The organism is Nocardioides daeguensis (assembly GCF_019192965.1).
Taxonomy (GTDB): Bacteria; Actinomycetota; Actinomycetes; order Propionibacteriales; family Nocardioidaceae; genus Nocardioides; species Nocardioides daeguensis.
Window position 1 is genome coordinate 91290 of the sequence record NZ_JAHTKU010000012.1, and the last position, 25443, is coordinate 116732.

The following is a 25443-nucleotide window of genomic DNA, read 5'->3' on the forward strand; positions in this document are numbered from 1 at the left end:
GCCCGACCGGGCCCGCTCGGCCGGGTTGGCAGCCGGGCTCGCAGCCCGTTCCCGGCCCTTCCCCGCCTCTTGACACCAAGAGGACATGTGTAAAGCAGCACATCTGCTACCGATCAGTAGATTCGGTGACGGCGGTCACCTACGCTCGTCCCATGAGCGAAGCGAATCCCGGCTCCGGCGCGTCCTCCGAGGGCCCTGTCGTCGACGGTCCCCACGACCCCGAGCACGACCCGCGGGCGTCGTACGCCCTCGAGCCGGAGTACGTCGCCCGGTTGACCGACCGCGTCCTGGCGACCACGGGCCGCACCACCCAGGTCTTCTCGCCGATCAACGGCGCCCCGGTCGCCAACATCCCGCAGTCGAGCACCGACGACGTCGCCGAGGCGTTCCGCCGCGCGCGGGTCGCCCAGGCCGCGTGGGCGCGGGTGTCGGTCGACGAGCGGGCCCGGATCCTGCACCGGCTGCACGACATCGTGCTCGACCGGCAGGCCGAGATCATCGACCTGATCCAGCTCGAGTCCGGCAAGGCGCGCAAGCACGCCTTCGACGAGCCGCTGCACATCGCGCTCACCGCGCGCTACTACGCCCGCACCGCCCACCGGCACCTCGACACCCAGCGCCGCCCGGGCGTCGTCCCGGTGCTCACCAAGGTCGAGCTCAACCGGGTGCCCAAGGGCGTGGTCGGGATCATCTCGCCGTGGAACTACCCGTTCACGATGGCGCTGTGCGACGGCCTTCCGGCCCTGCTCGCCGGCAACGCCGTGGTCACCAAGCCCGACGCGCAGACCATGCTGTCGGCGCTGCTCGCCGCCCAGCTGCTCGAGGACGCCGGCTTCCCGCGCGACCTGTGGCAGGTCGTGGCCGGCCCGGGCCGTGAGCTCGGTACGCCGATCATCGAGCGCGCCGACTACATCTGCTTCACCGGCTCGACCGCCACCGGCAAGATCATCGCCAAGCAGGCGGCCGAGCGGCTGATCGGCTGCTCCCTCGAGCTCGGTGGCAAGAACCCGATCCTCGTGCTCCGCGACGCCGACATCGAGCGCGCCGCCGAGGGCGCGGTCCGGGCCTGCTTCTCCAACGCCGGCCAGCTGTGCGTCTCGACCGAGCGGATGTTCGTCGCCGACGCCGTCTACGACCGCTTCGTCGAGCGCTTCGTCGCCCGCACCAAGGCAATGAGCCTCGGCGCCACGATGGACTGGGACGCCGACATGGGCACGCTGATCTCGGCCGACCAGCTCGAGACCGTCACCGCCCACGTCGAGGACGCGGTCGCCATGGGCGCCCGGGTGCTCGCCGGCGGCAAGGCCCGGCCCGACCTGGCGCCGTACTACTTCGAGCCGACCGTGCTCGAGGGCGTCACGCCGGAGATGACCTGCTTCGGCAACGAGACCTTCGGCCCCGTCGTCTCGATCTACCGGTTCCACGACGAGGCGGACGCGATCGCCCGCGCCAACGACGGCGAGTACGGCCTCAACGGCTCGGTCTACACCCGCGACACCGCCCGCGGCCGCGCGATCGCCCGGCAGATCAAGTGCGGCACGGTCAACGTCAACGAGGCCTTCGGGGCCACCTTCGCCAGCATCGACGCCCCCATGGGCGGCATGCGCGAGTCCGGCATGGGCCGGCGCCAGGGCGCCGAGGGCATCCACCGCTACACCGAGACCCAGTCGGTCGCCACGCAGCGACTGATCCGGTTCGGTCCCATGCTCGGCATGTCCGACGAGGGCTACGCGAAGTTCATGACCGCCTCGCTGCGCCTGATGGACAAGCTGGGCCGCGCATGAGCGACTTCGACTACGACGTCCTGGTCATCGGGTCGGGCTTCGGCGGCTCGGTCACCGCGCTGCGGCTGACCGAGAAGGGCTACCGCGTCGGCGTCCTCGAGGCCGGCGCCCGCTTCGACGACGCCGACTTCGCCGACAACTCCTGGGACCTGAAGAAGTACCTCTACGCCCCGTCCGCCGGCTGCTACGGCATCCAGCGCATCGACATGGTCAAGGACTGCCTGATCCTCGCCGGCGCGGGCGTCGGCGGCGGCTCCCTGGTCTACGCCAACACCCTCTACGAGCCGCTCGAGCCGTTCTACCGGGACCCGTCGTGGTCCCACATCACCGACTGGAAGGCCGAGCTCGCGCCGTACTACGACCAGGCCAAGCGGATGCTGGGCGTGGTCACCTACCCGCGGATGACACCCTCCGACGAGGTGATGAAGAAGGTCGCCGACCAGATGGGCGTCGGCGACAGCTTCCACGCCACCCCCGTCGGGGTCTTCTTCGGCGGCCCCGGCCAGGAGGCCGGCGCGTCGGTCGCCGATCCCTACTTCGGCGGCGTCGGCCCCTCCCGCAACACCTGCCGCGACTGCGGCGAGTGCATGACCGGGTGCCGGCACAACGCCAAGAACACCCTGGTCAAGAACTACCTCTACCTCGCCGAGCAGAACGGCGCCGAGGTGCACCCGCTGACCACGGTGACCCGGGTCCGGCCCCTGCCTGGTGGCGGCTACCGGGTCGACACCCGCTGGACGAAGGCGAAGCTGTCGCGTCGTACGGCGACCCGGACGTTCACCGCCGAGCAGGTCGTGTTCTCCGCGGCCGCGCTCGGCACCCAGAAGCTGCTCCACCGGCTCAAGGCGACCGGCGACCTGCCGAACGTCTCCGACCGGCTCGGCCACCTGACCCGGACCAACTCCGAGTCGATCCTCGGCGCGATCGCTCCGGAGGGTTCCGACGTCGACTACACCGACGGCGTCGCCATCACCTCCTCGTGGCACCCCGACGAGCACACCCACATCGAGCCGGTGCGCTACGGCAAGGGCAGCAACGCGATGTCCCTGATGCAGACCGTGCTCACCGACGGCGACGGGCCCGACCCGCGCTGGAAGGTGTGGCTCAAGGAGCTGTGGAAGGAGCGCCGGCGCGTCCGCGACCTCTACGACGTCAAGCACTGGTCGGAGCGGGTCGTCATCGCGCTGGTCATGCAGTCGGTCGACAACTCGATCACGACCTTCCCGAAGCGGGTCGCCGGCAGGTGGATCCTGTCCTCGAAGCAGGGCCACGGCGAGCCCAACCCGACCTGGATCCCCGCCGCCAACGACGCGGTGCGCCGGATGGCGGCGGTCATGGGCGGCGGCACCGCCGGCGGCACCATCGGCGAGCCGTTCAACCGGCCGTTGACCGCCCACTTCATCGGCGGCTGCACGATCGGTGACAGCCCCGAGTCGGGGGTGGTCGACGGCTACCAGCGGGTCTTCGGGCATCCGGGGCTGCACATCGTCGACGGGTCGACCATCTCGGCCAACCTCGGCGTGAACCCGTCGCTGACGATCACCGCTCAGGCGGAGCGGGCGATGGCGTACTGGCCCAACAAGGGCGAGGCCGACGCCCGCCCGGCCCTCGGTGAGTCCTACCGCTCGATCGAGCCGGTCGCGCCCCGCGCGCCGGTCGTGCCGGACGAGGCGCCGGCAGCGCTGCGGCTGCCGATCGTCGGGGTCAGCTGAGCGCTGGGGCCGGTGTGCCTGCGGGGGCGGTCCCGGAGCGATCCGGGACCGTCCCAGATTTTTTCGTCGAACTTGTCCGGAGCCGGCGTAACTCCCCCTGAGGGGGGTCGTTGAACGAAGCGAGCCCGGGAATCACGCTCCCTCCCGAAGACCGGGCTCGGTCCAGGCACTGTCCATCAGCTGCGTGGACAATCAGGGCCCGGCCACCCTCCCTCCCCGGCCGGGCCCTGGTGCGTTTTCACCGGCCCGCGAGGCTCCGAGGGACGAGGAGGCTCGCGGATCAGCCGGGGAGATCGAGTAGCGCCGCGACCGAGGAACGAGGTCGCGACGCGCGTATCGAGATCTTCGGGGGAGGCGTCTCGAAACCTGGGGGAGCCGGGCACGTGCAAGGTCACCTGTCAGTTCGGGGCCGCGGGCACGCCGCCGATACGATTCGGCCATGACGGCCGAGCAGACGCAGCCCGAGCACGACCTGGTCCTGGTGGTGGACTTCGGAGCCCAGTACGCCCAGCTGATCGCCCGTCGGGTGCGCGAGGCGCGGGTCTACTCCGAGATCGTGCCGCACACGATGCCGGTGGCCGAGATGATCGCGCGGAACCCGAAGGCGATCATCCTGTCCGGCGGTCCGTCGTCGGTCTACGAGGACGGCGCCCCGGCGGTCGACCCGGCCATCTTCACGGCCGGCCCCTCCGTCTTCGGCATGTGCTACGGCTTCCAGCTGATGGCAGCCCACCTCGGCGGCACGGTCTCCGCGACCGGTGCGCGTGAGTACGGCCGCACCCGGGTCGCCATCCACCACCCCGGCACCCTGCTCAACGGCATCCCGGCCGAGCACAACGTGTGGATGTCGCACGGCGACTCGGTGAGCGCGGCCCCCGAGGGCTTCACGGTGCTCGCCTCGACCGAGGTCACCCCGGTCGCCGCGTTCGAGGACGTCGACCGCGGCCTGGCCGGCGTCCAGTGGCACCCCGAGGTGCTGCACTCCGAGCACGGCCAGAAGGTCCTCGAGCACTTCCTGTGGGACATCGCCGGCTGCCGCCAGACGTGGACCATCGGCAACATCGCCGAGGAGCAGATCGCCCGCATCCGCGAGCAGATCGGCCCCGACGGCCGCGCCATCTGTGGGCTGTCCGGCGGTGTCGACTCGGCGGTCGCCGCGGCGATCGTGCAGAAGGCGATCGGCGACCGGCTCACCTGCGTGTACGTCGACCACGGCCTCATGCGCAAGGGCGAGACCGAGCAGATCGAGCGCGACTTCGTCGCCGCGACCGGCGCCAAGCTGGTCATCGTCGACGCGGAGAAGCAGTTCCTCGACGCCCTCGCCGGCGTCAGCGAGCCCGAGGCGAAGCGCAAGATCATCGGGCGCGAGTTCATCCGCGCCTTCGAGGGTGCCGAGCTGGAGGTGATCAAGGACGCGCCCGCGGGCACGAAGGTGGGCTTCCTCGTCCAGGGCACGCTCTACCCCGACATCGTCGAGTCCGGCCACGGCGCCGGTACGTCGACCATCAAGTCCCACCACAACGTCGGTGGCCTGCCCGAGGACCTCGAGTTCGAGCTCGTCGAGCCGCTGCGGGAGCTGTTCAAGGACGAGGTCCGTGCCGTCGGCGCCCAGCTCGGCCTGCCCAGCGTCATCGTCCAGCGCCAGCCCTTCCCGGGCCCCGGCCTCGGCATCCGGATCATCGGCGAGGTGACCCGCGAACGGCTCGACCTCCTGCGCGAGGCCGACGCCATCGCCCGCGAGGAGATGACCGCCGCCGGCCTCGACGGCGACATCTGGCAGATGCCGGTCGTGCTGCTCGCCGACGTCCGCTCGGTCGGCGTCCAGGGCGACGGCCGCACCTACGGCCACCCGGTCGTGCTGCGTCCGGTCACCTCCGAGGACGCCATGACCGCCGACTGGGCGCGGCTGCCGTACGAGGTCCTGGAGGGGATCTCGACCCGGATCACCAACGAGGTGGCCGAGGTCAACCGGGTCACCGTCGACATCACCTCGAAGCCGCCGGGCACCATCGAGTGGGAGTGACCTTCCGGGTCCGTTGACCCGGTTGCTGCTCTCCCGCACGGGTACCGCCCGGGAGCAGCAGGAGGTGTGCCATGGGCGGAGCAGGACTGCCGTGGATGGTGTTCGGGGCGCTCGCAGCGGTGCTCGCGTGCGCGGGCATCGTGGTGCTGGTGCCCTGGGTGCGGGCCGAGATGGCCCGCGAGGACGAGCTGGCGAGCCGGGATCGCGACGTGCTGGCCTACGAGGTGCCGGAGGGCCAGGACCCGACGGCGATCCTGGCGGCGCTGTCCCTGGCCGGGATCACGGCCGCGCCGGTGCTGCGCCACGGCCGGCGGCTGGTGCTGATCGACGAGCGGGGCCGACGCGACTCCGTCGTACGACGCAGGGCGCGGTCGGTGATCGCCCACGCACCGCTCAACACGCTGGGCGACCCGGCGCCCGTCCAGGCCGTGCGCTTCCTCGACGAGCCCGACGGGGCGCAGGCCTGAGCGAGCGACGGGCGCTCGCTGCACGGGTGCGAGAGCGGACATTCCGCCGCGCGCGACCGTGGTGCTTCGTACGATGGTCCGCGGGGATTCCAGCGGTCCGGGGGAGGGGCGTCGTACGGGCCCCAGGAGCGAGGTCGCCATGGCATCCGGTGCTGCGCAGACACTGACTGCGGAACGGATCGCGCGTGCGCTCGAGCAGGGCGACGTGGTCGTCCACTACCAGCCCTGCTACGACCTGCGCACGGGGGAGATGGTCGCGGTCGAGGCGTTGGCGCGCCTGTTCGACCGCGAGAGCGGGGAGCTGGTCGAGCCGGCCGGGTTCCTCGAGCCGCTGGAGGAGTCCGGGCTGGTCGTGCACCTCGACGAGATGGTGCTGACGGCCGCGGCCGAGCAGGTCGCGCAGTGGCGGCAGCTGCCCGCAGGGGACCGGCTCTGCCTCGCGGTCAACCTGTCACCCGCCGACCTGGACGACCCGATGCTGCCGGCGCGCTTCCGTGAGGCGACCGAGGCCGCGGGCCTGCCCCTGAACGCCGTCATCGTCGAGCTGACCGAGACCGTGCTGTCGCGGACGGGGCAGGGGCACGAGCAGGTCCTCGCCGAGCTGGCAGCCCTCGGCTGCAACATCACCCTCGACGACTTCGGCACGGGCAACGCGAGCTTCGACTACCTGCGCCGGTTCCGGGTCGACGGGGTGAAGATCGACCGGTCGTTCGTGCAGTTCCTCGGCTCCGGCGGCCCGCACGAGCGGATGGCCGAGTCGCTGGTCCGGTTCTGCCTGTCGCTGGGCGTCCACGTCGTCGCGGAGGGGATCGAGCGGCCCCAGCACGTCGCTGCCCTGCGCCGTCTCGGCTGCCCGTTCGGCCAGGGCTTCTTGATGAGCCGCCCCCTGGACGCCGACGCGCTCGGCGCGCTGTTGCGCGCCGACCGGGTCCCGGCGAGCCTGGCCCACCCCGCGGAGCGCGCCGAGCTGCCCGCCCTCACCACCGTGCCGAGCACCGAGTCCTCGGTCCTCGAGCGGCTCGTGCCCCGCGTCCTCGCCGGCCTGGTGAGCCTGGTCCTCGTGCTGGTCGCCACGCTCGTGGTCACCGGCCGCGCCGACACCGACGCCTCACTGACCAGCGCCGCGCAGAACCGGCTCGCGGCGATCGACTCCCTCGCCGCCCGCGGCGTCGACCTCCGGCTCGGCGGCCTGCGGGACACGGTGACCGCCTTCAGCCGCAGCGCCGCCGTACGCCGCGCCGTGGCGACCGGCGACCAGGAACGGATGGACGTCGTGCTGGAGGCGCTCGGCTCGGCCACGACCGGCGCCTACAACACGTCCCTGTACGACGCCGACGGCGTCATGCTGGACCTGGTCCCGCCCCAGCGCGACCCGGAGGTGATCGGCCGCGACTTCTCCTTCCGCGAGTGGTACCTCCCGGCGAGCCGCAGCGACACCGCCTACATCTCGCAGGCCTACCGGCTGATGACGCCCGAGCGGACCTGGGCGATCGCCGTCGCGGCCGCCGTCCGCGACCCGCAGGGCCGGATCCGCGGCTACCTCGTCGCGACCCTCGCCCTGTCGGGCATCCAGGCCGAGATGGAGGCCCTGTTCCGCCAGTACGGCGTCGCGGTCACCGTCGTGGACCGGCACGGCACCACCCTCGCCGACTCCGGTGGCGACGTGGGCGCCACGACGAAGGACCCCCGGCTCCTCGACGGCCCGGACGCCACCGGCCGCGCCGCCGACGCCGAGACCGACCGGTTGTGGGCGGTCAGCGAGGTCTCGGCCATCGGCGGCTGGCTGCTCGTCGAGCAGGGCCGCGAGGCCGCGGTCGGCAACGTCGCGGGCGGCACCGATCCGCTGCTGGCGGCGCTCGTGGTGGCCATCGGCTTCGTGCTGGTGCTGCTGTGGCTGGCGACCGACGCCCGCCGCCGTCGGCTCAAGGGCGACCTGCACCGGTCCAACGCCTGGCTGACCTCGATCCTCGGGGCCACCCCGACGCCGGTGCTGGTCAGCGACGTCGAGGGCCGGGTGCATCAGGCCAATGCCGCCGCCGCCGACCTGCTGGGCGTCCCGGTCGCGTCGCTGCGCGGCCAGACGGTGCGCAGCTGGCTGACCACGCGGGACCAGCCGGCGACCGACGGGGGAGCGTTCACCGCCGCCGTCGTCACCCGGGCCGGCGAGGTCCGCCTGGTCGAGGTGCAGGTCCGCGACCTCACCGGACCCGCGGGCGAGCCGATGCGCCTGCACGCCCTCCTCGACGTCACGCCCCACCGTGAGGAGCAGGACCGGCTGCGCGCCCAGAGCCGGGTCGACCCGTTGACCGGCGTGGCCAACCGGATCGCGCTCCAGGAGGCGCTCGCCGCGGCGTCCGCCCCGGGCCGGTCCCCCCACGCCCTGGTGATGCTCGACCTCGACGGCTTCAAGGCCGTCAACGACGACCTGGGTCACGCGGCAGGGGACAGCGTCCTGTGCGCCGTGGCCGACGTGCTCGCCGACGCCGTCCAGCCCGACGACACGGTCGCGCGGGTCGGCGGCGACGAGTTCGTGCTCGTCGTCCGCCTGCCCGAGCGCACCAGCCACGCGGTGGTCGCGCAGCGGCTGCGGAGCCGGGTGCAGGAGGTCCTCGACGCCCACCCGTTCGCGCTGCACGTCCCCGTCGGCGTCAGCGTCGGGTCGGCCGCGATCGGCCCCGAGGGCCGCGACGCCGACGAGCTGCTGCGCCTCGCCGACCTGCGCATGTACGACGCCAAGCGGCGCGGGCGCCGATGAGCAGGACTGACTCCCTGGCCCGGGTGCGCACCGTCCCCGCCCCGTCGGGGCACCTGGTCCGGTGCCCGGCGGGCTGACTGCGGCCCGGGGGTCGATCGGGCCCGAGCGGCGATTCCCGCCTTTGCCTTCACTCTCGTGCCGCCGTGCCGATGGTGCCCCGAGTGACGACGCTCGAACGCTCCCCGTTGCCGCTCGACCGCCCCACCCCGGTCCGGGAGGCCCCGGCGTCGGTCTCCCGTCGTCCTGAGCCGAGCGGTCCTCGGCCGTCGTTCCGCCGTCGGGTCACCCTGGTCCAGAAGCTGTGGGGGATGGTCGGCCTCGGCGTGGCCGTGCTGCTCGTCGTGGCCGTGGCCGCCGCGCTGCAGGTGTCCGACGTCGCGCGACACACCGCGGCGAACCGCGCCGGCGCCGCGGTGTCGAGCAAGCTCAACGCCGGCTACCAGGAGTGGCTCCTGCAGCGTGCCGAGACCGGTGAGTACGTCGCCACGGTCGCGACCGGCGCGGCTGCCCGGTCGCAGGCGGTCCAAGAGGTGCACGCCGGCGCGCAGCAGCACTACGAGGCCGCGCTGGAGAAGTACCGGGACGGGCTCGCCCTCGACGACCAGGGCGTCGCCCGGGAGTACCTCGGTGAGCTGGCCGACCTGACCACCGCGTACCACTCCTACCTGGAGCGGATCCACGCCGCCGCCCTGGCGGGCAACGCCGATCGGATGGTCGCGCTCGCCCTCGAGGCCGAGGGGCCGCCGGCGCACCGGATCGACACCCTCTACGACGAGGCGGACGACCACGCCGACGAGCGGGTCGCCCAGCAGGTCGACGACGTGCAGCACGCTGCCGACCTGCTCCGGACGCTGCTGCTGGCGGTCGCCTTCGTCGGGCTGCTGGTCTTCGTGCTCGCCGGGCTGGCCGTCGTACGGTCGATCGCGGCGCCGCTGCGCAAGGTCGTCGCCTCGCTGGACGCGATCGCGTCGGGTGACCGCAGTCAGCGGGTGGACCACCCCAACGACGACGAGATCGGTGCGATCGCCGTTGCGGTCGACCAGGTGATCGAGGCCCTCGAGGCCGGGGACGCCGCGGCGCGGCAGGCCGAGATCGAGCGCCTGGCGCGCGTCGAGGACGACAAGCGGGCTGCCGAGGAGCGCGCCCGGCTGGAGCGGGAGGCTGCCGAGGCGCAGTCGCGTCGCGAACAGGAGCGAGCGGCGGCGCAGCGCGCCGAGGAGCAGCGCGAACGCGAGCTGGCGGACGAGCGCGCCGCCCGGGAACGCGGTCGGCTGGAGGAGGAGGCGTCGCGCTCGCGGGCCGCCGCCCAGGCGGCCGCCGAGACGGCCGCACGTGTCGAGGTGGTCAAGGACTACCTGGCGACGATCGCGCGGGGCGACCTCACCCGCGAGCTGGCGATCGCGGGCGACGACAACGTCGCAGCGATGGCCGAGTCGGTCCGGGCCCTGGTCAGCTCCCTGCGCAGCAGCATGACCAGGATCGGGGAGACCGCCTCCTCGGTCGCCACCGCCTCCGAGGAGCTCACCGCGGTCAGTGCCGACATGGGCTGCAGCGCCGACGACGCGTCGGCCCGGATGGGCAGCGTGTCCGCCGCCGCTGCCCAGGTCTCGGGCAGCGTGCAGACCGTGGCGAGCGCCGCGGAGGAGATGACCGCGAGCATCTCCGAGATCGCCCGCAGCGCCTCCCGCGCGTCCACCGTCGCGGCGGAGGCCGTCGAGCGGGCGCGGGCCGCGACCGGCACGGTCGAGGCGCTCGGCACGTCCTCGGCGGAGATCGGGCAGGTCATCAAGGTGATCACCTCGATCGCGCAGCAGACCAACCTGCTCGCCCTCAACGCGACCATCGAGGCCGCGCGGGCGGGCGAGGCCGGCAAGGGCTTCGCGGTCGTCGCCAACGAGGTGCGTGACCTCGCCGCGGCCACGGCGAAGGCCACCGGCGAGATCGGTCAGCTGATCGAGGCGATCCAGCGTGACAGCGCCGGGGCGGCGGTGGCGCTCACCGAGGTCGGGGAGGTGATCGTGACGATCAACGAGATCCAGACGACCATCGCGGCCGCGGTCGAGGAGCAGACCGCCACGACGAACGAGATCTCCCGGTCGGTGACCGAAGCCGCCAGCGGAACCGACGGCATCGCCTCCGACGCCGCCGTCGCTGCCGAGTCCGCGACGTCCACCCAGCTCGGTGCCGAGCGGACGTCCGACGCCGCGCGGTCGCTGGCGGAGCTCGCGGCCCAGCTCGACGGCCTGGTTCGGCAGTTCGCCTGCTAGCTCGCTTGCTGGGTCGCCTGCTGGGGCCCGGTCGGGCGGTGCCCGGCCGGGCCCCGGCAGGCGATGCTCAGGTGAACAGGCTGACGCCTCCGGGGCCGACCAGCAGGCCGATCACGATCAGCACGATCCCCCAGAGCAGCTCACCGCGGAACAGGCTCACGATGCCGGAGACCACGAGGATGACCGCCAGGATCCACAAGATGAGTGCCACAGTTCCCTCCTTCGTCGCGGGCCTTCCGGCCCTGACCTGAAGTACCCGGCTGCGGTGCGGGCAGACGCCCGTCACTCCTCCGCGTCGTCGGCGGCGTCGTCCGTGATGACGTGCATCGCGGCCTCCTCGGCGCCGGCGGCGGCGCCGTCGATCCCGACGTCCTCGGCGACCAGATCGGGCTCGAGGTCGTCCCCGAGGCCCTGGTCGGGATCGACGAGCCGGCCGGCGCGGTCATCGCCCACCTCGGTACCGGGCTCGTCCGCCTCATGGGCGAGCCCGTCGTCGGCAGCCTCGGCGCGGTCCGCCTCGGCGATCGGGTCCGGCTCGGGCTCCTCCTCGGCGAGGCGGTCGTCGAGCGGCTGGTCGTGTGCCTGCTCCCACGCGGTGTTGCCGTAGCGCTGTGCGGCCGAGTACCTCTCCGGCGGGGAGTACCCGCGGTCCAGCTCGTCCTCGACGCCGTCGTCGAGGAGCGTGTCCTCGGGCTGGAGCTGGGTCTCGTCGTCGACGCTGTAGCCGTCGTACTGCTCGGGGTCGGGGGTGGTCTCGTCGGTCGGGTCGTTGGTGGTCATCTGTCTGCGGTACCCATGCTCGCGGCGTCCTACGCGGGCGAGAAGCGGGCACTCGCGTCGACGTAGGCTCGAACGATGTTCGACCACTTCGCCCTCGAGCACGCCGGCCTCGGCGAGGTCAGGATCCGCTACCGGCGTGGTGGGTCGGGGAGTCCGGTGGTGCTGGTGCACGGTCATCCCCGCACCCACACGACCTGGCACGCGGTCGCCGAACGCGTGGCGCGGCGGCACACGGTCGTGTGCCCCGACCTGCGCGGCTACGGTGGCTCCTCCGTGCCGCCGGACCGGCCCGACCACGCCCAGTCCAGCAAGCGGGCCATGGCCGGTGACATCGCTGCACTGATGAGCATGCTCGGCCACGACCGCTTCGCGATCGTCGGGCACGACCGCGGGGCGCTCGTGGCGTTCCGGGCGGCGCAGGACCGCCCGGACCGGATCACGCACCTCGTGGTCATGGATGGCCTGCCGGTCGTCGAGCACCTCGAACGCACCGACGCGCGGTTCGCGCAGGCCTGGTGGCACTGGTGGTTCCTCGGTCAGGTCGACAAGCCCGCGGAACGGGTCATCAACGCAGATCCGCAGGCGTGGTACCGCACTGCGACCCCCGAGGCGATGGGCGTGGCCAACCACGCCGACCTCTGGGCCGCGCTCCGCGACCCCGCGGTCGTTCACGGCATGTGCGAGGACTACCGCGCCGGCCTGGGGATCGACCGCGCGCACGACGAGGCCGATCGCGCGGCGGGGCGACGCGTCGCCGCTCCGACGCTCCTGCTCGAGTCCGAGCACGACGACCTCGACATCCAGGGCGACCCGGCACGCATCTGGCGGCCCTGGCTCGCCCGGCCGTTGCGCCACCGCCTGATCCCGTCCGGACACCACCAGGCGGAGGAGGCGCCCGGCGCGGTCGCCGACGCGCTCCTGGACTTCCTCGCGACCGGCTCGTAGTCAGTCGATGAGCAGCTCGGTCCGCTCGGCGGCGAGCAGCACGGCGCCGAGCAGCGAGGCCCGCTCGCCGAGCCGGCTGGCCACGACCGGGGTCAGCGCGAGCGTGTCGAGCGCGTGGCGGCGCAGGCCGATCCGGACCGACTCGAGCAACAGCTCGCCGGCCCGGGCCATGTCGCCCCCGATGACGACGACCGAGGGGTTCATCAAGTTGACCACCGCGGCCAGGCCCCAGCCGAGGTGGAGGCCGGCGTCCTCCAGGGCGCGGCGGGCGGAGACGTCGCCGGTCTGGGCGGTCGCGATGATCTCGTCGAGGTCGGCGCCGGGGAGCTGGCCGGCGAGCAGGCCCTGGACGGCCTGCACGGACGTGTAGGTCTCCAGGCAGCCACGGCTGCCGCACCGGCACATCGGCCCCTGCTCGTCGAAGGTCAGGTGCCCGATCTCGCCCGCGCTCCCGGCGGTGCCCTGGAACAGCTCGTTGCGCAAGATGATGCCGGCGCCGACACCCGAGGAGATCTTCACGAACACCGAGCTGTCGGCGCCCCGGCCGACACCGATGCGGTGTTCGGCGAGTGCGCCGAGGTTGGCGTCGTTCTCGACGTCGACCGGGGACCCGAACGCCGCCGAGCCCACGCGGCGGGCGTCGACACTGCGCCAGCCGGGGAAGATCGCGGCGCTCTGCACGACGCCGTCGGTGACCGGTGCCGGAAGGCCGAGACCCACGTGGCGCAAGGTGGCGCCCGCGGGCCGGAGCTGGTCGGTCATGGCGACGGCGAGGGCGAGCGCCTCCTCGTGCGGGAAGTCCGGGGGGATCGCGCGCCGCTCCTCGGCGAGCACCCGCCCGGTGAGGTCGCCGATCGCGACCGCGAGGTGGCTGTGGCCGAAGTCGACGCCGGCGACGATGCCCGCCCCCTCCGAAAGGCGTACGGCGGAGCCGCGGCGCCCGCTGCCGGCCTCGGTGTCGACCAGACCGGCCCGCCCCAGGTCCCGCACGATGTTGGAGACCGTCGCGCGGGCCAGGCCGGTCGCGCGGGCCAGCTCGGCCTGGGTGAACACGGTGGCGGCCTCGCCGCCGGTGGCGGTGCGCAGGACGTCGAGCACGCGCCGCTGGTTCGCCGTCCGCAGGGAGGCGGTCGACCCGGGGGCGTGATCGCTGCGCTCCGACGTCATGGCGACACTGTGCACGCCCCCGACTCAATGGTCAAGAAATGTTCATAACAGGGCGTCGACTCTGGGAATCACGAAGTTTGTGTTCAAGTCTTGACGTCTACGGTGTGAGCCACAACACTCGAATCACCGAGAACGTCCGATCGAGGAGAGTCATGTCCACTTCAGCTCGTCGAGTCGCCGCCGCCGGAGCGGCCCTGTTCCTCGGCGCCGTCACGCTCAGCGCGTGCGGTGCCAACGACGCCGAGAAGGGCGGCGGCGACGGTGGCAGCGCAGGCACCATCGCGCTGCTCCTGCCGGAGTCGAAGACCACCCGCTACGAGGCCCACGACCGCCCGCTGTTCGAGGCCAAGGTCAAGGAGCTGTGCAGCGACTGCAAGGTCCTCTACTACAACGCTGACCAGGACGAGGCCAAGCAGGCCCAGCAGATGACGACCGCGCTCGACCAGGGCGCCGACGTCGTGGTGCTCGACCCGGTCAACGGTGAGGGTGCCACCGGCATGGTCGACGAGGCCCAGGGCCAGGACGTCAAGGTCATCGCCTACGACCGCTTCATCGAGAACGCCGACTACTACATGTCCTTCGACAACGAGACCGTCGGCAGGATGCAGGCGCAGGCGCTCGTCGACGCGATGGGCGACAAGGGCGACATCCTCATGCTCAACGGCGCCCCGAGCGACCCGAACGCCGCCCAGTTCAAGGCGGGGGCGCACAGCGTTCTCGACGGCAGCGGCGTGAAGATCCTCGAGGAGTACGACAACCCCGACTGGAGCCCGGAGAACGCCCAGCAGTGGACGACCGACCAGCTCAACAAGTACGACCCGGCGAAGATCGCCGGCGTGTACGCCGCCAACGACGGTCAGGCCGGTGGCGTGGTCGCCGCGCTGACCGACCACCTCTCCGCCGACAAGCTGCCGCCGATCACCGGCCAGGACGCCGAGGTCGCCGCCATCCAGCGGATCCTCGCGGGTGAGCAGACCATGACGATCTACAAGCCGATCCCGATCGAGGCCGAGACCGCCGCCGAGGTGGCCGTCCTGCTCGCGCACGGGGACGACGTGCCCGGCACCACCGAGACCGGCATCACGCAGTCGCAGTACAAGGACGTGGCGTCGTACATCTTCACGCCGATCGTGGTCACCCACGACAACGTCGCCGACACCGTGATCGCCGACGGCTTCTACGAGGCCGCCGACATCTGCACCGGCGAGTACGCGCAGGTCTGCACGGAGGCCGGCGTCTCCTGATGTCCGTCACCTACAACGAGGTCGCGGTCAGGGACACGGGCGAGGTCGTCCTGTCCCTGACCGGGATCAACAAGCGGTTCGGCGCCGTGCAGGCGCTCACCGACGTGGACCTCACCGTCCGTGCGGGCGAGGTGGTCGCCCTGGTGGGTGACAACGGCGCCGGGAAGTCGACGCTGGTCAAGACCATCGCCGGCGTGTACCAGCCCGACGCGGGCGTCATCGAGTTCGCCGGCTCGCCGGTCACGGTCGCCGGCCCCGCGGGCGCCCAGCACCTCGGCATCGCCACCGTCTTCCAGGACCTCGCGCTGTGCGACAACCTCGACGTGGTCGCCAACCTGTTCCTCGGCAAGGAGCACAGCCTCGGTCCGCTGATGAACGAGGTCACCATGGAGCGGGAGGCCTGGCGGCTGCTGCGCAGCCTCTCCGCCAAGATCCCGTCCGTGCGGATCCCGGTCGCCGGCCTCTCGGGCGGCCAGCGCCAGACCGTCGCGATCGCGCGGTCCCTGGTCGGCAACCCGAAGGTGGTCATGCTCGACGAGCCGACCGCCGCCCTCGGCGTCGCGCAGACCGCCGAGGTCCTCAACCTGGTCGAGCGGCTGCGCGAGCAGGGCCTCGCCGTGATCCTGATCAGCCACAACATGGCCGACGTGCAGGCGGTGTCCGACCGGATCGTCGTGCTGCGGCTGGGACGCAACGCCGCGGAGTTCACCACCGAGGAGGCGACCACCGACCAGCTGGTCGCTGCCATCACCGGCGCGTCCGACAACGTCGTCGCCCAGCGTGCCGCCCGCCGGGCCGGCCCCGCCGGGCACCCTGGCCACTCCGAGGGGGAGCAGTGACCGACCAGCTCACCAACCAGCCCGCCGTCGACGCCGCCGACGAGCGACTCGTCCGGGTCGTCTCGCCGGGCGACTACCTGCGCCAGCTGGCCGGCCGGCTGCGCGGCGGGGACCTCGGCATGCTGCCGGTCATCTTCGGCCTGGTCGCGATCTGTGCCTTCTTCTACAGCCAAGAACCCACCTTCCTGTCCTCGCGCAGCCTGGTCACGATGACGCTGTACGCCGCCCCGCTGGGCGTGATCGCGCTCGGCATCGTGCTCGTGCTGCTGCTCGGCGAGATCGACCTCAGCGTCGGTACCGTCTCCGGCTTCACCTCCGCGACCACAGCCGTCATGTTCGTCAGCCACGGCCAGCCCCTGGCGCTGTCGGTGCTTGCTGCGATCGCGCTCGGCGCGCTGATCGGCGCCGGCTACGCCGTCCTGTTCGTCTGGGTCGGGGTCCCCAGCTTCGTGTTCACCCTGGCCGGGCTGCTCGCCTTCGAGGGTGCCCTCTACTGGGTGCTCGGCGACCAGGGCACGATCAACCTGCCCCGCGACTCCGGCCTGCCCGAGTTCACCCGGCAGAAGTTCCTCTCCGACGGGCAGGGCTACGCCCTCGTCGCGGTCGTCGTGGCCGTCTACGTCGGCTCGCGGCTGTGGACCATCCGCCAGAAGCGCGCTGCAGGGCTCACCCCGCCCAACCTGCTCGGGGTGATCGTCAAGGGCGCCGCTCTGGCGATCGGCCTCGGCTGGTTGACCTACTACCTCGGCATCGACCGGGGCTGGGGCTACCTGCCGGTGCTCTTCGCGGGCCTGGTCGTGCTCATGGACCTGCTGCTGCGCCGCACCCGCTGGGGGCGCTACGTCTACGCCGTCGGCGGCAACGAGGAGGCGGCCCGCCGGGCCGGCATCCGCGTGGGCCTGGTCTACGGCTCGGTGTTCGTGCTCTGCTCGACCTTCGCCGCGCTCGGCGGCGTGCTCGTCGCCGGGCAGCTCACCACGGTCTCCCAGTCGAGCGGTACGACGGACACGAACCTCACCGCCATCGCCGCGGCCGTCATCGGCGGCACCAGCCTCTTCGGGGGCCGGGGCTCGGCCTACTCCGCCCTGCTCGGCATCCTCGTGCTCCAGGCGATCCGGACCGGCCTGAACCTGATGAACGTCGACTCCGACGTGCGGCTGATCGTCACCGGAGCGGTGCTGCTGCTCGCGGTCGCGATCGACTCCGTCGCCCGCCGCGCCCGGTCCAGCAGCGGCAGAGGCTAGGACACGCCCTAGCGGCCGGTCCGCACGGGGGGCTCACCGTAGAGCGTGGTGCGCTCGCGCACCGGCCGGTCGATGCCGGCGCCGATCTCGGTGAGCTCCTCGACGGTCTTGGCGGAGCCGTGCTCGGAGCCGGCCATCCGGGAGATGGTCTCCTCCATCAAGGTGCCGCCGAGGTCGTTGGCGCCGGCGTTGAGCATGGCCCGGGTGCCGTCGATGCCGAGCTTGACCCACGAGGTCTGGATGTTGGAGATCCGGCCATGGAGCAGGATCCGGGCCATCGCGTGCACGGCGAGGTTGTCGCGCAGCGTGGGCCCGGGGCGGGCGACGCCCGCCAGGTAGATCGGCGCCGAGGTGTGGACGAACGGCAGCGGCACGAACTCGGTGAACCCAGCGCTGCCGTTCTCGGCCGCGGTGTCCTGGACCTGCTTGAGCACGCCCAGGTGGCCGACCCAGTGCCGCGGGTTGTCGACGTGGCCGTACATCATCGTGCTGGTCGTCGGGAGCCCGATCCGGTGCGCGGTGGAGACGATCTCGATCCAGGTGCGGGTGGGGAGCTTGCCCTTGGTGAGCACCCAGCGGACCTCGTCGTCGAGGATCTCCGCGGCGGTGCCGGGCAGCGACCCGAGGCCGGACTCGCGGGCCTTGATCAAGAAGTCTTCGATCGACAGCCCGGTGCGGGCGGTGCCGTTGACGACCTCCATGGGGGAGAACGCGTGGACGTGCATGTCCGGGACCCGCTGCTTGACCGCCGCCGCGATGTCGAAGTAGGCCGACGCGGGCAGCTCGGGGTCGATGCCGCCCTGCATGCAGACCTCGGTCGCGCCCAGGTCCCAGGCCTCCTGGGCGCGGTCGGCGACCTCGGCGTACGACAGGGAGTAGGCGTCGGCGTCGGTGCGGCGCTGCGCGAAGGCGCAGAACCGGCACCCGACGTAGCAGACATTGGTGAAGTTGATGTTCCGGTTGACGACGTAGGTGACCTCGTCGCCGACCGCCTCCTTGCGCAGGTCGTCGGCCAGCCGGACCACGGCTCGCAGCAGGTCGCCTGAGGCGGTCATCAGGGTCAGGGCGTGCTCGTCGGAGAGGTCGACCAGGCCCGACTCCGCGGCGGCCTCGGCCGCGCGCAGGGCGTCGCCGCCCTCGGCGTGGAGGACGGCGGGAGCACCATCGATCAGCCCGGTCCGGGCTGCCGCCTCGCCGACGGCCGCCCAGTCGCCGTACACCGACCCGAAGTCGGAGCGACGGTCGTCGGTGCGGCCCCCGGTCGGTCCGTCATGGTCGATGGCGGCGTGCAGGTCGGTCCGACCGCGGCCATGATCAGCCGCGAAGCCGCCGTCGGGCTCCTGCCAGGGCAGGCCGGTGGGCCGGACCTCGGGGACCGCGAGACCGTCGGGGCCGGCGAGCGCGGCGACGTGGGCGTGCAGCCGCGGGTCGATCCAGGCCTCGCCGCGCTGCAGCGACCCGACGACGTACTCCGGGTGCACCGTCAGCCGGGAGCGCATCTCGAAGCCGCAGGTCGCGGTGATCGAGCGCAGCCGGTCCAGCGAGGGCCACGGCCGCTCCGGGTTGACGTGGTCGGGGGTCAGCGGCGAGACGCCGCCCCAGTCGTCGACGCCGGCGTCGAGCAGCGCACGGCACTCTTCGAGGTCGACCAGGTTGGGCGGCGCCTGGATCCGGGCCTTCGGGCCGAGGACGAGGCGGGTGACCGCGATCGCTGCTCGGTACTCCGCGAGGGCGAGGTCGTCGACGTGGCGCATCGCGGTGTCGGGCTTGGCCCGGAAGTTCTGGACGATGACCTCCTGCACGGCGCCGTAGGCCCGCGAGGTCGCCCGGAGCGCGAAGATCGTCTCCGCGCGCTCGGTCAATGTCTCGCCAATCCCGACCAGCAGCCCGGTGGTGAACGGGATGCCGTGGCGGCCGGCGTCCTCGAGCACCCGGAGGCGGACCTCGGGGTCCTTGTCGGGGGAGCCGTAGTGCGCCTCGCCCTTGGTCTCGAACAGTCGCCGCGAGGTGGTCTCCAGCATCATCCCCATCGACGGGGAGACCGGCTTGAGCCGGTTGAGCTCCTCCCACGACATCACGCCGGGGTTGAGGTGCGGGAGCAGGCCGGTCTCCTCGAGCACCCGGATCGCCATCGCCCGGATGTAGGCCAGCGTCGAGTCGTAACCCTGCTCGTCGAGCCAGGCCTGCGCCTCGGGCCACCGGTCCTCGGGCCGGTCGCCGAGGGTGAACAGCGCCTCCAGGCAGCCGAGCTCGGCGCCCCGGCGGGCGATGTCGAGGATCTCGTCGGGGGACAGGTACGGCGACCAATCAGCACCGCCGTCGCGTGCGGCCTGCCTGCGTCCACTTGAAGGCGTCTCCACGAAGGTGCAGTAGTGGCAGCGGTCGCGGCACAGCCGGGTGATCGGGATGAACACCTTGGGGGAGTAGGTGACGACACCGTCGCGCCCCGCGGCGACCAGGCCCGCGTCGCGGACCTTCGCCGCCGCCGCGGTCAGCCGGTCGAGCTCCTCGCCGGTCGCGGCGAGGAGAGCGGTGGTCTCCGCGAGGTCGAGCGCGGCGCCGCGCTCGGCGCGGGCCAGCGCCCGACGGATCTGTTGGGGGGTGGGCACCTCGGACATCGCGACGAGCCTAACGGGTGGACGCCCCGGGTAGAACAGGTTCTACTCACTGGCCGGACGTCCACCCGTGAGGACCCGAACGATCGCTGGTCGATCGGCGGGCGATCAGTCGAGCGCCGGCACCTTCTGCTCCTCGGCGGCCGGCGGTCCGGTGACCGTCGCGTCCCCCCGGTCGAGCTTGCTCGGCCACCAGATCTTCCCGCCCAGGTCGAGGTTCAGCGCGGTCACCAGGACCGACCGGACGATCATCGTGTCGAGCAGCACGCCCAGCGCGACGGTCGTGCCGAGCTGGAGGGTGAAGGTCATCGGCATCGTCCCGAGCATCGCGAACGTGGCTGCCAGCACCAGGCCGGCCGAGGTGATTACGCCGCCGGTCGACGACAGCGCGATCAGGGAGCCGCGCCGGGTGCCGTGGACCGCCGCCTCCTCGCGGACCCGGGTCATCAAGAAGATGTTGTAGTCGATGCCGAGGGCCACCAGGAAGACGAACGCGAACAACGGGAAGCCCGGATCGGTGTGCTCGCGGCCGTAGAGCAGGTCGAAGACCAGGCCGGAGATGCCGAGCGCGGCGCCGAAGGACAAGATCACCGTGCCGATGAGCAGGACGGGCGACAGGATGGATCGCAGCAGCCCGGCCAGGATGAGCAGCACGGCGCCCAGCACGATCGGGATGATCACCTTGTTGTCCCGTGCCGACGCATCCATGATGTCGATCGAGACGGCCGTCATGCCGGTCGTCAGGGCGTCGGCCCCGGGCACGTCGTGGACCGCGGCGCGCACGTCCTCCACGGCTGCGGTCGCCTTGTCGGAGTAGGGATCGCTCGTCAGGTCGGCGACGATCAGCGCCGTGCCGTCCTTGCTCGCGACCTGGACCGGCGCGGAGATGCCGTCGACCCCGGACATCGCGGCGACCACGTCGTCCGCGTGGTCGGCGTTCGCCACGACCTGGATCGGTGTGCTCGCGTCGACGAGGCCGTGCTCGACCAGGATCGTCTGGCCGATCACCGAGTCCTGGTCCTGGGTGTACTGCTCGTCGCTCGGGATGCCGCTCGTGTCGAGGCGGAGGAAGCCCAGGCACAGGAAGGCAAGGGCGAGGGCGGTGCCGACCCAGACCACGCGCGGCCGCGGGGCGATGCCGCGGCCGACCTTCGCCCACAGCCCGGAGGCGGTCGGCTCGGAGGTGCCGAAGTGCGGCACGAAGGGCCAGAACACCCAGCGACCGCAGATCACCAGCAGCGCCGGCAGCAGGGTGACCATCACGACGAAGGTGACGGCGATGCCGATGGCGTTGGCCGGCCCCATGCCAGCGGTCGAGTTGAGGTCGGCGAACATCAGGCAGAGCAGGCCGACGACCACGGTCGCGGAGCTGGCCAAGATGGCCGGAGCGGCACGGTGGAGGGCGAAGGCCATCGCCTCGTGACGGTCCTCGTGGCGCCTCAGCTCCTCGCGGTAGCGGGCCACCAGCAGCAGCGCGTAGTCGGTGCCGGCGCCGATGACGAGCACGGTGAGGATGAACTGGGTCTGCCCGTTGACGGTGAGGCTGGTGTTCTTGGCGAGCAGGTAGAGCACGCCCATCGCGGCGCCGAGTCCGACCACCGCGGTCAGGATGGGCAGCAGCCACAGGATCGGGCTGCGGTAGGTGACCAGCAGGATGAGGACGACGACGCCGAGCGTGATCAGCAGCAGGTTGCTGTCGCCGGAGGAGAAGATCGTCGCGGCGTCGGCGCTCTGGCCGCCGGCGCCGGCGAGGTAGGACTTCACGCCGTCGATCGCGATGATCTTGTCGATCTCCGGCTTGAGGTCGGGCAGCTCCTCCCAGAGCTTGTCGCCGTAGTTGACGGTGAACTCGAGCTTGGCGACCTTGCCGTCCTCGGACACGAACGGCGCGGGGACGCCGGCAGCCTTCGCGCCCTCGGGGGTGAGGACGTTGCTGATGCCGTCGAGCTGGCCGATCTCGCCGGCCTGCTTCTCGATGTCGGCGAGGTCGGCCGGGGTCAGGCCCGACGCGCGGTAGTAGACGACGGTCGTGCCGACGTCATAGGGGTCCTGGAAGGCGTCGAGCTTCTCGAACGCCTTGGTCGACTCGGCGCTCTCGGGCAGCCAGGACTCTGTCTCGTTGTTCTGGACGTCGATCAGCTTCCCGGCGAACGACGCCAGGCCGCCGGCGATCACAATGACCGCGACGAGGACGATCCACTTGGTGACGGGGCCGGTCAGCTTGCCGGCGATCTGACGGTGCATAGGACGAACTCTTCCAGTGAGGACCGACAATGGCATCGGGGATTTCTCCGTGATGACCCTGGGATCACCCTGGACTCATCGCCGAGCGGAACTTCTTCCTCACCGACGTCGAACGGCGGCCCCGGATCTCGACATCCGGGGCCGCCGTTCGGTGCGGTCTCGATACGCGCATCGCGACCTCGTGCCGCGGTCGGTCAGCTCACAGGCCGAGCGAGCGCCCGATGATCTCCTTCTGGATCTCGGTCGTGCCGCCGTAGATCGTCTGGATCCGGGTGTCGGCGTACGCCTTGGCGATGGGGTACTCGAGCATGTAGCCGTAGCCGCCGTGCATCTGCAGGCCCTGGTCGACGATCTTCTTCTGCAGCTCGGTGGTCCACCACTTGGCCATCGAGGCCAGGGAGGTGTCGACCTGTCCGGCGTTGAGCAGCTCGACGCAGTGGTTGACGAAGGTCCGGGCGATGTAGGCCTCGGTCGCCATCTCCGCGAGCACGAACCGGGTGTTTTGGAACTTGCCGATCGGCTTGCCGAACGCCTCGCGGCTCTTGACGTAGTCGAGGGTCAGGTCGAGGACGTGCTCGATGGCGGCGATCGCGATGGTGGCGATCGAGACCCGCTCCTGGGGAAGGTTCTGCATCAGGTAGACGAAGCCCTGCCCCTCCTCGCCCAGGAGGTTCGCCTTGGGCACCTCGACGTTGTCGAAGCTCAGCTCGGCGGTGTCCTGCGCCTTGAGGCCGAGCTTGTCGAGGTTGCGGCCCCGGGTGAATCCGGCCATGCCCTCCTCGACGACCAGCAGGCTGATCCCGTGGGCGCCGGCGTCGGGGTTGGTGCGGGCCACCACGATCACCAGGTCGGAGTGGATGCCGTTGGTGATGAAGGTCTTCGACCCGTTGAGGACGTAGTGGTCGCCCTTGTCGACGGCCGTGGTCCGGATGCCCTGGAGGTCGGACCCCGCGCCCGGCTCGGTCATCGCGATCGCGGTGACGATGTCGCCGGACACCGTCCCCGGCAGCCAGCGCGCCTTCTGCTCGTCGTTGGCGAGCGAGACCAGGTAGGGGACCGTGATGTCGTTGTGCAGGGCGAAGCCGAGCCCGCTGGCGTGCGCGCGGGTGATCTCCTCGGTCAGCACCATGTGGTAGCGGAAGTCCTTGATGCCGGGACCGTCGTACTCCTCGGGGACCTCGAAGCCGAGCAGGCCGGCGCGGCCGGCCTTGCGCCACACCTCGCGGTCGACCAGGCCGTCCTTCTCCCACTGGTCGTGGTGCGGGACGACCTCCCTCTCCAGGAAGGTCCGCGCGGTGGCGCGGAAGTCCTCGTGCTCGGTCTCGTAGATGCTGGGACGCTCGGGCATCAGCTCACCCACTCCTTGATCTGTGCGATGGTGCCGGCGGGGTCGTCCGACGCCGGTGAGACGGAAAGGTTGGTCACGCCGGACTCCCGGAAGGCGGCGATCCGCTCCTGGACGTACGACGCCGGGCCGACCAGGTTGCCGGCCTCGAGCCACTCGAGGGGGACGAGGGCCTCGGCCTCCTTCTTCTTGCCGGAGAGGTAGAGGTCCTGGATCTCCTTGGCCTCCTTCTCGAAGCCGTACTCGCAGGCCAGCTGGTTGTAGAAGTTCTTGTCGCGCGCGCCCATGCCGCCGACGTACAGGGCGTAGAGGGGGCGCATGAAGTCGAGCAGCGCCTTGGTCTCGGGGCCCTCGCCGATGGCGACCATGCCGCCGGCGCAGATCTCGAGCGGCTTGAGGTCGGCGGAGCGCTTCGCGGCGCCGCGGGCCAGCGGGTCGCCCCAGACCTGCTGGGCCTTCTCCGGGTAGTAGAGGAAGGGCAGCCAGCCGTCGGCGACCTCGGCGGCCATCGCGACGTTCTTGTCACCGAGCGCGGCGACCCAGATCGGCAGGTCGGCCCGCTCGGGCTTGTTGAGCAGCTTCAACGGCTTGCCGAGGCCGAGTCCCTGGCCCTCGGGGAGGGGGACCTGGACGGTCTTGCCCTGGAAGTCGAGGCGCTCGCCGCGCAGGCCGGCGCGGAGCACCTCGATCACCTCGCGGGTGCGGGTCAGCGGGCGGTCGTACGGCAGGCCGTGGAAGCCCTCGATGACCTGCGGCCCGGAGGCGCCGAGGCCGAGCACGGCCCGGCCGCCGGAGACGTTGTCGAGCCCGGCCGCGGTCTGCAGCAGGGCGCCGGGGGTGCGGGAGTAGACATTGAGGATGCCCGCGCCGATCTCGACGGTCTCGGTCTTCGCGGCGAGGTAGCCCATCAGGGTGGGCGCGTCGAACCCGTACGGCTCGGCGACCCAGATGGTGTCCAGTCCGGCCTTCTCCAGCGCGACGACCTGGTCGGCCGACTCGCGCGGGTTCCCCGCGTAGACGAGGGGCATCGACAGCTTCATGAACAGTCCCTTCCGGCCTGGCGGCCACGGTGACGAGTGCCGGTGATTCGCCACCGACAGCACAACTGTGACAGTAATACTGTCACAATGTCCATGGCTGTTGCGGGTGAGACGGGCCGTCGCGGCCCGGCGCCCGCGTGATAGGAGGAACCGTGACTTCTACCGACACCCCCACCCGCTACACCGTCGCCGTCATCGGCGGCACCGGACCGCAGGGCAAGGGCCTGGGCTACCGCTTCGCGCGGCACGGCCACGACATCGTGCTCGGCTCGCGGGCGGCCGAGAAGGCCGAGGCCGTCGCCGCCGAGGTGACCGAGCGGCTGGCATCGGTGGCCGGTGCGGGTACGGCCCGCGGCGCGGCCAACGCCGACGCGATCGCCGCCGCCGACGTCGTCCTCCTCGCGGTGCCCTACGACGGCCACGACGAGCTGGTCGCCTCCCTCGCCGAGGGCGGCGCGCTCGACGGCAAGACCGTCATCTCCTGCGTGAACCCGCTCGCCTTCGACAAGCGCGGCGCGCACGGCCGGGTCATCAACAACGGCGAGGGCTCCGCCGCCGAGTCGGCTGCTGAGATCGTGCCCGGCGCCGTCGTGGTCGGCGCCTTCCACAACGTCGCGGCCCCCGCGCTGTGGGGCGAGGAGGAGTTCCTCGACGAGGACGTGATCGTCGTCGGCGACACCCTCGAGGGCAAGCAGGTCGCCATCGACCTCGCCGCCTCCGTGACCGGCCGCCCCGGCGTCGACGGCGGCAAGCTCCGCCTCGCCCGGGTCCTCGAGCCCTTCACCGCCGTGCTGATCTCGATCAACCGGAAGTACAAGACCCACTCGGGCATCCGGGTCACCGGACTCGACCACTGAGTCGTGTCTCGCCTTGTAACTAAGGGTTACAGCACGAAATTCGGTGCCACAACGCCTGGGTAGTAGCTACAACGCCCTGGTAGACGGCTCGACGGACGCCTCAAGGTGCGCGCGG

The 25443-nt window shown here is 71.7% G+C and carries 18 protein-coding genes; 11 read left to right on the top strand and 7 right to left on the bottom strand.

The window, feature by feature from the left end:
• Positions 1-152: 152 nt before the first annotated feature.
• The 6 genes from KU893_RS11315 (at position 153) to KU893_RS11340 (ending at position 11008) form a co-directional block, all read left to right on the top strand.
• Positions 153-1784 (top strand): succinic semialdehyde dehydrogenase, encoded by a 1632-nt coding sequence (locus KU893_RS11315; protein ID WP_218234466.1) that lies wholly within the window; start codon positions 153-155, stop codon positions 1782-1784.
• Positions 1781-3496: a GMC oxidoreductase gene (locus KU893_RS11320; protein WP_218234467.1), complete on the top strand. Its 1716-nt coding sequence runs from the start codon at positions 1781-1783 to the stop codon at positions 3494-3496. The genes KU893_RS11315 and KU893_RS11320 overlap by 4 nt, the downstream gene beginning before the upstream one ends.
• 439 nt (positions 3497-3935) lie before the next feature.
• Complete coding sequence (gene guaA, locus KU893_RS11325) at positions 3936-5519, top strand: glutamine-hydrolyzing GMP synthase (RefSeq protein WP_218234468.1); 1584 nt, start codon at positions 3936-3938, stop codon at positions 5517-5519.
• Between the two features lie 71 nt (positions 5520-5590).
• Positions 5591-5986 carry a hypothetical protein gene (locus tag KU893_RS11330; RefSeq protein WP_218234469.1) on the top strand — a complete coding sequence of 132 codons (396 nt, stop codon included), beginning with the start codon at positions 5591-5593 and terminating at the stop codon, positions 5984-5986.
• Positions 5987-6125: 139 nt separating this feature from the next.
• Complete coding sequence (locus tag KU893_RS11335; RefSeq protein ID WP_218234470.1) at positions 6126-8741, top strand: EAL domain-containing protein; 2616 nt, start codon at positions 6126-6128, stop codon at positions 8739-8741.
• 161 nt (positions 8742-8902) lie between these two features.
• Positions 8903-11008 (top strand): methyl-accepting chemotaxis protein, encoded by a 2106-nt coding sequence (locus KU893_RS11340; protein ID WP_218234471.1) that lies wholly within the window; start codon positions 8903-8905, stop codon positions 11006-11008.
• A 67-nt stretch (positions 11009-11075) separates the two neighbouring features.
• Here the strand turns inward: KU893_RS11340 and KU893_RS11345 are convergent, their stop codons facing one another.
• Together KU893_RS11345 and KU893_RS11350 are read right to left on the bottom strand one after the other, a co-directional pair.
• Positions 11076-11219 (bottom strand): GPGG-motif small membrane protein, encoded by a 144-nt coding sequence (locus KU893_RS11345; RefSeq protein ID WP_218234472.1) that lies wholly within the window; start codon positions 11217-11219, stop codon positions 11076-11078.
• Between the two features lie 71 nt (positions 11220-11290).
• A complete protein-coding gene (locus tag KU893_RS11350) occupies positions 11291-11788 on the bottom strand; it encodes a DUF5709 domain-containing protein (RefSeq protein WP_218234473.1) in 498 nt (165 codons plus the stop codon).
• Between the two features lie 75 nt (positions 11789-11863).
• Here KU893_RS11350 and KU893_RS11355 point away from each other — a divergent pair, with 75 nt between their 5' ends.
• The gene (locus tag KU893_RS11355; RefSeq protein WP_218234474.1) at positions 11864-12733 is read left to right on the top strand and encodes an alpha/beta fold hydrolase; all 870 of its coding nucleotides are present in this window, start codon (positions 11864-11866) and stop codon (positions 12731-12733) included.
• Here the strand turns inward: KU893_RS11355 and KU893_RS11360 are convergent, their stop codons facing one another.
• Positions 12734-13900: an ROK family transcriptional regulator gene (locus KU893_RS11360; protein ID WP_218234475.1), complete on the bottom strand. Its 1167-nt coding sequence runs from the start codon at positions 13898-13900 to the stop codon at positions 12734-12736. It lies immediately after the preceding gene.
• A 152-nt stretch (positions 13901-14052) separates the two neighbouring features.
• Between KU893_RS11360 and KU893_RS11365 the strand changes: the two genes are divergently transcribed.
• The 3 genes from KU893_RS11365 to KU893_RS11375 are packed head-to-tail and all read left to right on the top strand — an operon-like array spanning position 14053 to position 17227.
• Positions 14053-15144: a substrate-binding domain-containing protein gene (locus KU893_RS11365; protein ID WP_218234476.1), complete on the top strand. Its 1092-nt coding sequence runs from the start codon at positions 14053-14055 to the stop codon at positions 15142-15144.
• On the top strand, positions 15144-15983 hold the full coding sequence (locus KU893_RS11370) for an ATP-binding cassette domain-containing protein (RefSeq protein ID WP_218234477.1): 840 nt from the start codon (positions 15144-15146) through the stop codon (positions 15981-15983). Before KU893_RS11365 ends, KU893_RS11370 begins: the two co-directional genes overlap by 1 nt.
• Positions 15980-17227 carry a sugar ABC transporter permease gene (locus KU893_RS11375; RefSeq protein ID WP_218234478.1) on the top strand — a complete coding sequence of 416 codons (1248 nt, stop codon included), beginning with the start codon at positions 15980-15982 and terminating at the stop codon, positions 17225-17227. The genes KU893_RS11370 and KU893_RS11375 overlap by 4 nt, the downstream gene beginning before the upstream one ends.
• An 8-nt stretch (positions 17228-17235) precedes the next feature.
• Here the strand turns inward: KU893_RS11375 and KU893_RS11380 are convergent, their stop codons facing one another.
• From KU893_RS11380 to KU893_RS11395, 4 genes are all read right to left on the bottom strand, one after another.
• Positions 17236-19845, bottom strand: coding sequence for a bifunctional FO biosynthesis protein CofGH (locus KU893_RS11380; RefSeq protein ID WP_218234479.1), 2610 nt, complete (start codon positions 19843-19845; stop codon positions 17236-17238).
• A 105-nt stretch (positions 19846-19950) separates the two neighbouring features.
• Positions 19951-22086, bottom strand: coding sequence for an MMPL family transporter (locus KU893_RS11385; RefSeq protein ID WP_218234480.1), 2136 nt, complete (start codon positions 22084-22086; stop codon positions 19951-19953).
• A gap of 199 nt (positions 22087-22285) precedes the next feature.
• On the bottom strand, positions 22286-23434 hold the full coding sequence (locus tag KU893_RS11390; RefSeq protein WP_218234481.1) for an acyl-CoA dehydrogenase family protein: 1149 nt from the start codon (positions 23432-23434) through the stop codon (positions 22286-22288).
• On the bottom strand, positions 23434-24471 hold the full coding sequence (locus tag KU893_RS11395) for an LLM class F420-dependent oxidoreductase (protein WP_218234482.1): 1038 nt from the start codon (positions 24469-24471) through the stop codon (positions 23434-23436). The genes KU893_RS11390 and KU893_RS11395 overlap by 1 nt, the downstream gene beginning before the upstream one ends.
• 152 nt (positions 24472-24623) lie before the next feature.
• Between KU893_RS11395 and npdG the strand changes: the two genes are divergently transcribed.
• On the top strand, positions 24624-25328 hold the full coding sequence (gene npdG, locus KU893_RS11400; protein WP_218234483.1) for an NADPH-dependent F420 reductase: 705 nt from the start codon (positions 24624-24626) through the stop codon (positions 25326-25328).
• Positions 25329-25443 lie beyond the last annotated feature (115 nt).